Consider the following 13,260-nt stretch of genomic DNA (forward strand, 5'->3'; position numbering starts at 1 on the left):
GCAGAAATACAAGAACATGACGTACGATTTCAATAAAATCGAGAAAAAGTGGCAAGACTATTGGGCAAAAAACCAAACGTTTAAAGCTGAGAATAAATCGGATAAACCTAAATTTTATGTGCTGGATATGTTTCCATACCCCAGTGGTGCGGGTTTGCACGTTGGACATCCATTAGGATACATCGCTTCCGATATTTATGCACGTTACAAACGCCATCAAGGATTTAACGTATTGCATCCGCAAGGATACGATAGTTTTGGTTTGCCAGCGGAACAGTATGCCATCCAAACGGGGCAACATCCTGCGATTACAACTGCTGAAAACATTAAAACCTACCGCCGTCAGTTAGACCAAATAGGTTTCTCATTCGATTGGTCTCGTGAAGTTAGAACGTCAGAACCAAAGTATTACAAATGGACGCAGTGGATTTTCATTCAACTGTTCAACTCTTGGTATAATAAGGATAGCGATAAAGCTGAAGACATTTCAGAACTCATAAAGATTTTTGCTTCGGAAGGCAATTCAAAAGTAAATGCTGTTTGCGATGATGCTGTAGAACCCTTTTCTGCAGAAGATTGGAATGCTTTTGATACCGTGAGGCAACAACAAATTTTATTACAATACCGATTAACTTATTTAGCCGAAACTGAAGTCAACTGGTGTCCAGCATTGGGAACGGTATTGGCAAATGATGAGATTGTTAACGGGGTTTCCGAACGTGGCGGCCATCCAGTAATAAGAAAAAAAATGACCCAATGGAGCATGCGAATTTCTGCTTATGCCGAACGTTTGCTTCAAGGATTGGATAAAATAGATTGGACCGATTCACTTAAAGAAAGTCAGCGTAACTGGATTGGGAAATCGGTTGGAGCGAGTGTGTTTTTCCCCATCCTATCCTTCCCCGAAGGGGAAGAGAAAGCAGGGTTGCTTACTCGTGCAGGGTATATGACAGGTGGGAATAATTCGCATTTACTACTTAAACATGCTAAAGACATGCGTGCTAATCCTACTCTGGCCGAAGCTGCATTATGGGAACAACTTAGGAATAAAAATTTGGACGCCAAATTTAGACAACAACACCTAATAGGAGATTACATTGTTGACTTTGTTTGCTTAGATAAAAAATTGATTATCGAAGTAGATGGTGAAATTCATGATTCTCAAATTGAAGAAGATGCTGAACGAACCGAAATCCTGGAAAATAATTACTTTAAAGTTATTCGATTTAAAAATGAAGACGTTTTAGGTAATATTGAAGGTGTTTTAAAAACCATTAAAGAAGAATTATCGCAAAGAGAATCAGTTAAAAGTGATTCACGTATGAGTGAGCAAATTCCCCCATCGGGGGTTAGGGGGATTGAGGTATTCACGACCCGTCCCGACACCATTTTTGGCGTTTCTTTTATGACATTGGCTCCAGAACACGAACTGGTTTCACAAATCACAACTCCAGATCAAAAAGCGGAGGTTGAGGCTTATGTTTTAGCCACAGCCAAACGTAGTGAGCGCGATCGCATGGCAGATGTAAAGACCATTTCAGGTGTGTTTACAGGAGCGTATGCAGAACATCCATTTACCAAAGAACCGATTCCGGTGTGGATTGGTGATTATGTGCTTGCAGGTTACGGAACGGGCGCAGTGATGTCGGTACCATGTGGCGACCAACGTGATTATGATTTTGCAAAGCATTTTAACATCCCGATTCCTAATATTTTTGAAGGTGTCGATATTTCTGAAGAAGCGTTTGTAGATAAGGATAAAACTATTATTGCGAATTCCGATTTCTTAAACGGTTTAGGGTATAAAGAAGCGACCAAAAAAGTTGTTGATGAATTAGAAAAACTAGGTCAGGGTCAAGGAAAAACCAATTACCGCTTGCGTGATGCGGTGTTTAGCCGCCAGCGGTATTGGGGCGAACCCTTCCCGGTGTATTATGTAGATGGTATGCCACAAATGATTGATGCCAAATATTTACCGATTAAATTACCCGAAGTTGAAAAATATTTACCAACCGAAACGGGCGAACCACCATTAGGTAATGCCACCGTTTGGGCGTGGGATACTAAAAATAACAAGGTGGTATCTAATGAGATGCTGAAACAAGTTCAGCATGACGAAACGAAGGAAGGTGTCACCCTGAGCGTAGTCGAAGGGTCTCACAATGGCGTATATCCTCTCGAGTTGAACACCATGCCAGGTTGGGCAGGCAGTTCGTGGTATTTTAATCGTTATATGGATCCGGATAATACCGAAGAATTTGCCAGTAAAGAAGCTCTTAATTACTGGAAAGATGTCGATTTATACATTGGTGGCAGCGAGCATGCCACAGGGCATTTATTGTACTCACGTTTTTGGCAAAAATTCTTGTTTGATAAAGGCTTGGTGCCTGTTGATGAATATGCCAAAAAGCTGATTAACCAAGGGATGATTTTGGGAATGAGTGCTTTTGTTTATAGAATAGGGCTTTCCGTAACTATTGAGTCTCTTTCTTCAAGTAAAAATGTCGATGAAGTTAAATTGCCTTACTTTTTAATACCAAAAAAAAGTTATGATAAATTGCTGAATAAAGACTTTGATGAAAACATTGAAAAGGCATTCGAAATTGGAATAAATATTTGGGAAAAGGAAGGTTTCTTGGTAGCAGCAAATTACGAGAGAATAAATTTTTCACCTCTTCATGTAGATGTGTCAATGATAAATTCTTCTGATGAATTAGATATTGAAACTTTTAAAAATTGGAGAGAGGAGTTTAAAGATGCTGTTTTCATAGGCGAAAAAGGTGAAATAATTGAAGGTGATAATGATATTTACAAAGTAGGTCGCGAAGTCGAAAAAATGTCCAAATCCAAATACAACGTCGTCAATCCAGACCAAATTTGTGTCGATTATGGTGCCGATAGTTTACGTCTATACGAAATGTTTTTAGGGCCTTTAGAGCAATACAAACCTTGGAATACTGCTGGTATTACAGGTGTACATAACTTCTTGAAGAAACTATGGAAATTGTACCATCAAGGAGACAATGGAAGCTTTTACGTAACGAGTTCCCCTCCTTCGGAGGGGTTAGGGGAGGCCTTAAAGACTCTTCACAAAACCATTAAAAAAGTCCAAGAAGATATAGAAAATTTCTCATTCAACACCTCAGTATCAACCTTTATGATTGCGGTTAACGAATTGACGGCTCAAAAATGTACTTCAAAAGAGATATTGGAACCGTTATTGATTTTATTGTCGCCTTATGCACCGCATATCGCCGAAGAATTATGGAGCCAGTTAGGGCATACCGAATCGATTTCAACAGCCCCATTTCCAAAATTTGATGCCAGTCATTTGGTAGAAAGCAGTAAAAATTATCCAATTTCCTTTAATGGAAAAATGCGTTTTACACTAGAATTGCCAATGGATTTTAATGCGCAACAAATTGAAGAAGCGGTGATGGCGCACGAAAAAACCCAAGAACAATTACAGGGGCGTACTCCTAAAAAAGTGATTGTGGTACCTGGTAAAATTGTAAATATTGTAGGTTAAAACCATTGCTTTGTCATGTCGACATGAGGTACGATTGAGACATCACATAAAGACTATAAACGATTCTTGTTATGTGATGTCTCCTATCGTCGACATGACAATTGATTAGCGTTTCAACTAAAAAAAATCACTTTGAATGAATGATACAGAAATCATCGGTTTTTCAGCAGCTATTTTAACAACGGCTGCCTTCTTACCTCAAGTTTATAAAACATGGAAAACCAAAGATGTTTCAGGTTTGTCTTTACCCATGTTAATCATGTTTTTTATTGGCGTTTTTTTATGGCTGGTTTACGGCGTTTATAAACAAAGTCCGTCTATGGTTTCGGCAAATGCCGTAACACTTATTTCGGCATTTTTATTGGTTTATTTTAAAATAAGATACAGCAAAAATTAGTTGCTGTAAACTTCTTTTTAGTCTTCTTTTTTGTTTTTTCTTCGGAGTTAGACAGTCTCTTAATATTTCCTATTAAATTGATGTGTTTTATGTAATTACTAAAAAAAAGTTAAATTTGTTAAATATTATTCATCAAAAATAGCTTTTTTGAATTTTTTTCGATTGTTTGTTTTAATATTGCATAGGTTTTTGACTAACTTAAAATATGATACTATGAAATCGCCATGATTTGTAAACCCAAACACCAATGAAAATAAAGCGATACCATATGACCATTAAAAAACAATAAATATTTACATATGAAAATAGGTGTTCCAATAGAAATTAAAAATAATGAAAACAGAGTAGGTATGACACCCTCGGGTGTGTTTGAATTAACCAAAAGAAATCATACGGTTTATGTACAGAAAAATGCCGGATTTGGAAGTGGTTTTTTTGATAAGGATTATGTTGGAGCTGGTGCCACTATTCTTGATACGATTGAAGAGGTTTATGCAGCAGCAGAAATGATTGTTAAGGTTAAAGAGCCTATTGAGCAGGAGTATGATTTGATAAAACCACATCACGTGGTATTTACCTATTTTCATTTTGCGTCTAGTGAGGAACTTACAAATGCCATGATTAAAAGTAAAGCGGTTTGTATTGCTTATGAAACAGTTGAGGATGAAAATGGCACCTTACCTTTGTTAATCCCTATGTCTGAAGTAGCAGGTAGGATGTCTATTCAACAAGGCGCTAAATATTTAGAAAAACCAATTAAAGGACGCGGCATTTTATTAGGAGGTGTTCCAGGAGTGCCCCCAGCAAAAGTGTTGGTGCTAGGTGCTGGTGTTGTGGGCTATCAGGCGGCTAAAATGGCGGCAGGATTGGGTGCTTTGGTTATTATTATGGATATTAACATGAAAGCTCTACGTTATGTAAGTGACTCCATGCCTAATAATGTGATTAGCGAATTTTCGAGTGAATATAATATTAGAAAACATATTAAGGATTCAGATTTAATTATTGGTGGTGTGTTATTAAAAGGCGCAAAAGCACCAAAATTGATTACCAAAGACATGTTAAAAGACATGCGTCCAGGGACTGTAATTGTGGATGTGGCGGTAGACCAAGGCGGATGTTTTGAAACGACCAGACCAACAACGCATCAAGATCCTACTTATATAATTGACGATGTTGTACATTACAGTGTTGCCAATATGCCTGGAGCTGTTCCGTATACATCGACTGTAGCATTAACCAATGTCACTTTGCCTTATGTTATTAAATTGGCAAATGAAGGTTGGAAGAAAGCCTGTAAAAACAGTGCGTCTTTAGCCAAAGGATTAAATATTGTAAAAGGAGAGATTGTTTATAAAGAAATAGCTGAAGCATTCGATTTAGAGTTTGCAAAAGCTTAAATCACTTTCAATAGTTTAAAAACAGATCACTTTAAACCTCAAGATTATTTCTTGGGGTTTTTAGCTTTGAACTCATTTTAGTCATTTTTAGGAAATAGAAAAAATCCATATGAATCCTTATACTGACATAATATCATTCGCATTAATTTGGCGTTATTTTTGTTATATTTAATTAGAACTTATTTAAAGTTTTTGAAATTAAGCGAAAATTAGGGGGTTTTAGTTCTGTTGAAGGCTTTTTTGAGTTTCATAGCAGTGCTACGGAAGGAAAAAAAGGCAAAAACAGAGCTGAGATCAGCAATTTTTTAGCAAATTGAAAAACTTTAAATGAGTTCTTAGTAAAATTAAAATTTTAAAACAATGATTGGATATTATATATTATTAGGAGCTATCGCATTGGTAAGCTGGTTGGTAAGCAGTACGTTGAAGCGTAAGTTTGATAAATACTCTAAAGTACAATTGCGTAATGGTATGAGTGGTGCCGAAATAGCCAAAAAAATGTTGGCAGACCACGGTATTACCAATGTTGAGGTTATTTCTACACCAGGACAATTAACAGACCATTACAACCCAAAAAATAGAACCGTGAATTTAAGTGAATCGGTTTATACCCAGCGCAACGCTGCGGCTGCGGCTGTTGCTGCTCACGAATGTGGACATGCGGTACAGCACGCACAAGCTTACGAGTGGTTGAAAATGCGTTCGGCATTAGTACCTGTGGTTAGCGTCACCTCTGGGATGTCGCAATGGGTCGTTCTTGGTGGTTTAATATTAGGAGCGGCAGCTGGTGTTGGTCTTGGCTATTATATAGCGGTTGCAGGTTTGGTAATGATGGGGTTCGCCACCTTATTTAGTTTTATAACATTGCCTGTTGAATATGATGCCAGTAACCGTGCCTTGGCTTGGTTAAAAAGTAAAAACATGGTGTCCCAACAAGAATATGCAGGCTCTGAAGATGCGCTTAAATGGGCAGCCAGAACGTATTTGGTAGCTGCGATTGGCGCCTTGGCTTCGTTAGTATATTGGGGACTTCAAGTATTTGGTGGGTCTAGAGATTAGGATTAAAAGAAAATAGAAAATAGACAAGAGACAAGAGACGAGACAAGATGTACGTAAATTGACAACAAATCAGTAATCTTTTTAGAAAGTCATTATCACTGCGTTTGAGAGCCTGTTTAAAATTGTATGATTGGGATCTTCTATAGGTCATTTTTGATGCAAAATGAGGCGAAATCGAAGATAATGGCAGGGCCATTTGATGAGGTTTCAACGAAATTAGGCGCAAAAAGGGGCATAGAAAAACAATTGATATAAATTTAAACAGGCTCTGAAGGGAATTTTAAAAGTTTTATCGGACAACAATGGTATTAAATAATTGAGAAGAACAGAATTCTTACATTAAATTAAGAATTCTGTTCTTTTTTTATATCTTTAATTTTGGAAACCTTAACTAAAAGTATTTATGGAAAACCTAGTTGAAAACAAATTAATGGTAAGCGAACTTTCAGAAGTTGATAAAGTTGCTTTTTATAAAAAAACCTATTCGCACGTTGCTGTTGGTGTTTTAGTATTCGTTCTTTTTGAATATTTATTGCTTCAAAGTGAGGCTATTGTGAGTTTCGCCTTGTCTATGACAGACGGTTATCGTTGGCTAATCATGTTGGGCGGTTTTATGTTTATAACCAATTATGCCGAAAGAATGACCTTGAAAACACCCGATAAGAATAAACAATATTTGGCTTACGGTGTTTATATTCTGGCTGAAGCTTTCATTTTTGTACCGCTTATTTACATTGCTGCCTTTTATATGGAATCGGGTCCGGAAATCTTAAATCAAGCAGCCATAGTGACTTTAGCATTATTCACAGGGTTGTCGGCAATTGTTTTTGTAACTAAAAAAGATTTTTCCTTTTTAAAAGCGGGCTTAACCGTTGGATTTTTTATCGCCATTGGATTGATTTTAGCAGGTACCTTATTCGGTTTTAATTTAGGACTTTGGTTCTCGGTTGGTATGTGTGTATTGGCTGCAGGTTCTATCTTGTACCAAACATCAAATTTGGTGAATAAATATTCAAACGATGAATACATTCCAGCGGCATTGGGCTTATTTGCTTCGTTAATGCTGCTATTTTGGTATGTGCTTAGTATTTTTATGTCTAGAGACTAAAGCCAATTAGAAAAAGTTTAAACCACTTCAAAATATAAAATAAAGAGGCTATCTAAAAAGTCCTTTAAACTTAATTTGTCAGGTTGAGCTTGTCGAAACCGATATTGATTACCAGTAATTAAACTATTTCGACAAGCTCAATATGACATAGAACTAGACTTTTTAGATAGCCTCTTTTCTTTTTCAATAAAAATCAATAATGAACAATCCGCTAGCATATTATCAAAAGCATTTAAAAACATATAAAAAACAAGCGCAAAAACTGTATGGACAGATGACGATGCTAAGCGTATACCGCCTCTTGGTTTTTGCATTCACGGGCATTGGTATCTATGTTGGGTTTAAAAACTGGCAAGTAGCAGTGGTTATAGGCATCGTTGGTATTGCTATTTTTCTGTACTTATTGTCAAAGTATAATGATATTAAATCACAAAAGCAGTTCAAGGAAGCTTTAGTAAGGATTAATCAAGACGAAATTGAAATTGCTTCGGGAGATTTTCACCATAGGGATTCTGGTTTGCAGTTTCAAGATCCCCATCACTTTTATAGTTTGGATATCGATTTGTTTGGTCGTGGTTCTTTTTTTCAATTTATAAATAGAACTACTATAAATGAAGGGACTCAAAAATTAGCCGATGCTTTGAAGGCAAATGATATTACTGGTATTGTTTTGCGTCAAGAGGCCATTAAAGAGTTAAGTTCGAAACCGAAATGGCGTCAGTTTTATTCAGCAACATCTCGTTTGGTGGTTGTTGAAACACCGGCAAAACAAATTATACATTGGTTACACCATCACCAGGCGTTTATACCAAAAACACTCAAATGGTTCCCTTTGGGGTTTACGCTTATTTCAATACTCGTTTTTGCTTTAGGACTTTTTGATGTTATTGATGCTGTTTTTATAGGATATTGGTTGCTTGTAGGTTTAGGGATTTCAGGGATTTATGTAAAAAAGATCAATGTATTATCAGCTAATACCGATAAGGTCAAAGAAACTTTTCGCCAATACGCCTCGCTTTTGGACTTAATTGAAAAGGAATCGTTTTCTTCAGAATTATTACAAGAAAAACAGCAGCAAATCGAACAGCAAGGGAAAAAAGCTTCTGATGTTTTTAGAGAGCTTTCAAAGGCGTTGGATGCTTTAGACAACCGAAATAATTTTCTCTCTGCCATTTTTGGAAATGGATTCTTTCTGTCTGATATAAAAAACAGCTATCACATCGAACAATGGATCTCACATCACGCCGATAAAGTCACCGATTGGTTTGAAGTGGTATCGTTTTTCGATGCTTATAATTCTTTAGGAAATTTTGTGTTTAACCATCCTGAATTTGTATTTCCGAATATTGAAGAAAAAGGGACTGTTATAAAAGCGACAGATTTAGGGCATCCCTTATTAAATAAAAACAAACGTGTAGACAGCAATTTAACTATAGAAAATGAACAGTTTTTTATAGTTACGGGTGCTAATATGGCTGGGAAAAGTACGTTTTTAAGAACCGTATCTCTGCATATTGTGATGGCAAATATTGGCTTGCCTGTTTGTGCACAATCAAGTAGCTATTCGCCTGTGAAACTCATTACAAGCATGCGTACTACCGATTCTTTAACCGATGATAGTTCATATTTCTTTTCAGAATTAACCCGCTTAAAATATATTGTTGATGCCATTCAGGAAGAGTCTTATTTTATTGTTCTAGATGAAATTTTAAAAGGCACCAACAGTACCGATAAAGCCATAGGTTCCAGAAAATTTGTTGAAAAATTGGTAGCTTCAAACGCCACTGGAATTATTGCAACGCATGATTTAAGTTTGTGCGAGATTGAAAAAGAGTTTCATCAGGTTAAAAATTATTATTTTGATGCTGAAATTATAAACGACGAACTTCATTTTGATTATACATTGAAAACAGGTGTTTGTAAAAATATGAATGCTTCTTTTTTGTTGAAGAAAATGAATATTGTGTAGGTTTTGACGGGAGACGGAAGGCAGAAGACGGAAGATGGAAGACGGAAGACGGAAGATTCTACTTAGAAACAACCAGCAACTAATGACCCAATACCTACAACCCAAAACCTAACAACCATCAACCAATGACCAAATACCCCGTACCCAACACCTAACAACCCAAAATCCAACAACAATGCAACATACATCTAAACTACCAAATGTTGGAACTACCATTTTTTCGGTAATGAGCGCTTTGGCGACTAAGCATGGTGCTATTAATTTATCCCAGGGTTTTCCAAATTTTAAAAGCGACCAAAAACTAATCGATTTGGTTAGTAATGCTATGAATTCTGGTTACAACCAGTACGCACCGATGCTTGGGAATTTAGAACTTCGCGAAGCTATTGCTAAAAAATACGAGTTGCTTTATAACACAAGTTACCATCCTGAAAGCGAAATTGTCGTGACCGCAGGGGCAACGCAGGCTATTTTTACTATCATTACAACTTTTATAAAACCCAATGACGAGGTTATTATTTTTAAACCAGCTTACGATAGTTACGAACCTAATGTTGAGTTGCATGGCGGAAAAGTAGTGCCCATACAGTTGCAAGCGTCTAATGGTTTTAAAGTCAATTGGCATGAGGTGAAGGCAAAGATTAATAGTCAAACAAAAATGATTATTATCAATTCGCCACATAATCCAACAGGATCTGTGTTTTCAAAAGACGATATGCTTCAATTGGAAAATCTAACCAGAGATACCAATATCATGGTGTTAAGTGATGAGGTTTATGAGCATATGATTTACGATGGCGAAAATCACCAAAGTGCCTGCTTGTTTCCCGATTTAAAAACGAGGAGTTTTGTGGTGGCATCCTTTTGTAAAACCTTTCATAACACGGGTTGGCGTATTGGGTATTGTTGTGCACCCAAAGAATTGATGCAGGAATTTCTAAAAGTGCATCAGTTTACTGTGTTTTGCATTCATCATCCTACTCAAAAAGGCATTGCTGATTATATGCAGGAGCCAAAACATTATTTAGAATTATCAGATTTTTATCAAAAGAAACGGGATTTATTTTTAAATTTAATCAAAGATTCCAAGTTTAAATTTACAGCATCAAAAGGCACGTATTTTCAAGTGTTGGATTATTCGGGAATAACCCAAGAATATGATGTTGATTTTGCTAAAAGACTAACTGTAGAATGGGGCGTTGCTTCCATTCCTTTGTCGGTTTTTAATAGCAATAATTTAGACAATAAAGTGCTTCGTTTTTGTTTTGCGAAAACAGATGACACTTTAAAACAAGCAGCAGATATTTTAAACGGAATTTATTGAGTGGCTGGAAAATAAAGGATTCAAAGAAGATATTGAAAAACAACGTGAAAGCTTTAACATAAATGGATGATATGCAAGATCAACTTAAAGTAGCCTTAATACAATCTGATTTGGTTTGGGAAAATCCCAAACAAAATCGTAAAAACTTTTCAGAGAAAATTGAAAGTATTTTAAAAGCAGTAGATGTTATTGTACTCCCCGAAATGTTTGCAACAGGGTTTACCATGAAAGTTGAAACTGTAGCCGAAACCATGGATGGAAAAACAGTGACTTGGATGCAAGAACAAGCTCAAAAAACAGGGGCAGCCATCGTTGGAAGCCTTATTATTTCTGAAAACAATAGCTATTACAATCGCTTGCTTTTTGTGGATCCATCGGGCAGTATTACAGCATATGATAAAAGACATACCTTTGCACTTGCAGGTGAGGATAAAGTATATTCAGCCGGCAAGGAAAAAGTAATTATAAACTATAAAGGATGGAAAATTTGCCCTTTGGTTTGTTACGATTTGCGATTCCCGGTTTGGGCAAGAAACATTGAAAATTATGATGTATTGCTGTATGTTGCCAACTGGCCCAAGCCAAGAATTTTTGCTTGGGATACCCTGTTAAAAGCACGGGCTATTGAGAATATGAGTTATGTTGTAGGCGTAAACCGTGTGGGTTTAGACGGAATGCAAAACGAATACTCCGGAAACTCGGCAGTGTATGATGTATTGGGCAATGCCATAACTGCTATAAAACCAAATAGGGAACAGGTTGAGGTAGCTGTGTTAGACCGCAGCCACATTAATTTTTACCGTAATAAACTTAAGTTTTTAGCCGATAAAGACGAATTTACTCTGAAGTAAACTCCAAAGTTTCAGGGTAACCCCAATCGGCACGTATTTCTATTTCCTTAAAATGGCTTACCCGTTCAGGCTGTATTTTTTTAAGGTAATTACCCGTATCGAATTTACCATTGCCATTAGCATCATGTATCACTCTAATGTAATAGGTGCTTGGTTGTAGATCTAAAAAATCGATGGTTTCGGGTTTGGTCACATATCTTTCTGCTTTTACTTCACCTTTATCGGTAGTTAGTTGAATAATCAATGGATATTTTGCGTTTACCAATGTGAAACGTGCAAAGCCAAAATCGGATGCTTTTCGTGTAGTTAAATTAAAGTTTAAGGTGTCGTTTTTAGTGTCGAAAAAATCGGTAAAAGCTTCAGGTAAGACCAGCATTTTATAGCTGTTTTCGTATGTTTTTTTAAAGTTAAGTACGTAAGTATTGCTAATAGAATCAAATTCTGAAGTGAAATCAATTTTTGTTGAATCTTTATCTATAAGATTGACTTTAGAGGTGTCAAAATGAACAAATGGAATATTTCCTGTAATTTTAAAAGGCTGATCTAAGCCAATAGCACCAGAATTACCTTTTATAATTAATGAATCTTTTTTCTGTTTTCTGATTTTTACGGTGTAATCTTTATCAAAATTAGTATGCGAAATGTTAAATATCAGAGAATCTACTTCTAATTTTGGTTTGTACCAATAATACAGCGTGTCCGACTTTTCATCTTTTGTTAACCTGCTGGCAAAACCTTCGGGTGTTTCAGATTTTAACTTAATTTTCAGTTTGCTGTTATCGCCTTCATAACCAAATCCAATTTTTTCACTTGCAGCCAGAAAGGGTCTGCTTGCTTTTAAATTTAAAGATTCTTTAAACAACCTAAGTGTATAACTGGAATCTGTGGGCACCGTAATAAAGCTTTTGTGAAAGGCTATTTGGTCGGTTTTTTGTTGAAACTTATTATCACCGTTGCCATCTTTTAAAGCCATGAGCATATACTTTCCAGCTTTAATGTTTTCAATAGAAAACGTGGTAACGCTATCTAACGTATTGGTAATATACTTAGGTGTTTCTTTATAGACAATAGAATCGGTAAACGTCGAATCTACTTCATAAAGCGCCACATTTACAAAGGTTTCGGGCTGTCTTTTTAAAGCATCAACAATATTACCTTTTACGTTTAGCGAATCGATGTAGCTACCCGTTGAAAACACATATCTATAATACGGGTAGGGATTCCCTTCGTTATTGTCGGTAATACTGTTACCAAAGTTAAACGCATAGGTCGTATTGGGTTGTAGGGTATCAAAAATTTTAATGGTTATGTATTTGCTGGCGCCACCAAGCGGTGTAATTTCGGGTTGGGTAGTCATTGGCGGCGAAATAATGAGCTGTTTTTGTACGTCTTTAATCTTTACATACTCATCAAAATAAATCTTAATGACTTTACCCTTAAAATTAGTGCTGTAATTTTTAGGAAGCTCTTCCACTATTTTAGGTGGTGTGTCGTCTTTAGGACCACCATCGGGTGTTCCTCTATTGGCGCAGTTTACAAAAACAAGGCCTAAAAAAATCAATAAAATAAAACTTGAAAGGGTTTTGTTCATCACCAATTTTAAATTTTGTACAAACCTACATA

Annotated in this window: 9 protein-coding genes; 8 read left to right on the forward strand and 1 reads right to left on the reverse strand. The window is 36.3% G+C overall.

Annotation, left to right across the window (positions count from 1 at the left end):
- Window positions 1-16 precede the first annotated feature (16 nt).
- The 8 genes from ACGLWY_RS10595 (at window position 17) to ACGLWY_RS10630 (ending at window position 11,637) form a co-directional block, all read left to right on the forward strand.
- Entirely contained in the window at window positions 17-3,529 is a 3,513-nt protein-coding gene (locus ACGLWY_RS10595; protein ID WP_396619639.1) for a leucine--tRNA ligase, read from the forward strand.
- 136 nt (window positions 3,530-3,665) lie between these two features.
- Complete coding sequence (locus ACGLWY_RS10600) at window positions 3,666-3,926, forward strand: SemiSWEET family sugar transporter (RefSeq protein ID WP_117173295.1); 261 nt, start codon at window positions 3,666-3,668, stop codon at window positions 3,924-3,926.
- 299 nt (window positions 3,927-4,225) lie between these two features.
- On the forward strand, window positions 4,226-5,326 hold the full coding sequence (ald, locus tag ACGLWY_RS10605; protein WP_396619640.1) for an alanine dehydrogenase: 1,101 nt from the start codon (window positions 4,226-4,228) through the stop codon (window positions 5,324-5,326).
- A gap of 360 nt (window positions 5,327-5,686) precedes the next feature.
- Window positions 5,687-6,385 carry a zinc metallopeptidase gene (locus ACGLWY_RS10610; protein WP_396619641.1) on the forward strand — a complete coding sequence of 233 codons (699 nt, stop codon included), beginning with the start codon at window positions 5,687-5,689 and terminating at the stop codon, window positions 6,383-6,385.
- Window positions 6,386-6,788: 403 nt separating this feature from the next.
- The gene (locus ACGLWY_RS10615) at window positions 6,789-7,493 is read left to right on the forward strand and encodes a Bax inhibitor-1 family protein (protein WP_396619642.1); all 705 of its coding nucleotides are present in this window, start codon (window positions 6,789-6,791) and stop codon (window positions 7,491-7,493) included.
- Between the two features lie 199 nt (window positions 7,494-7,692).
- Window positions 7,693-9,462 (forward strand): DNA mismatch repair protein MutS, encoded by a 1,770-nt coding sequence (locus tag ACGLWY_RS10620; RefSeq protein WP_396619643.1) that lies wholly within the window; start codon window positions 7,693-7,695, stop codon window positions 9,460-9,462.
- 175 nt (window positions 9,463-9,637) lie between these two features.
- The gene (locus ACGLWY_RS10625; RefSeq protein WP_396619644.1) at window positions 9,638-10,786 is read left to right on the forward strand and encodes a methionine aminotransferase; all 1,149 of its coding nucleotides are present in this window, start codon (window positions 9,638-9,640) and stop codon (window positions 10,784-10,786) included.
- A gap of 71 nt (window positions 10,787-10,857) precedes the next feature.
- Window positions 10,858-11,637 (forward strand): amidohydrolase, encoded by a 780-nt coding sequence (locus tag ACGLWY_RS10630; RefSeq protein WP_396619645.1) that lies wholly within the window; start codon window positions 10,858-10,860, stop codon window positions 11,635-11,637.
- On the opposite strand, the gene ACGLWY_RS10635 is transcribed toward ACGLWY_RS10630, so the two are convergent.
- A complete protein-coding gene (locus ACGLWY_RS10635) occupies window positions 11,624-13,228 on the reverse strand; it encodes an Ig-like domain-containing protein (protein ID WP_396619646.1) in 1,605 nt (534 codons plus the stop codon). The genes ACGLWY_RS10630 and ACGLWY_RS10635 overlap by 14 nt on opposite strands.
- Window positions 13,229-13,260 lie beyond the last annotated feature (32 nt).

Source organism: Mariniflexile sp. HMF6888, assembly GCF_044335535.1.
Lineage (GTDB): Bacteria > Bacteroidota > Bacteroidia > Flavobacteriales > Flavobacteriaceae > Mariniflexile.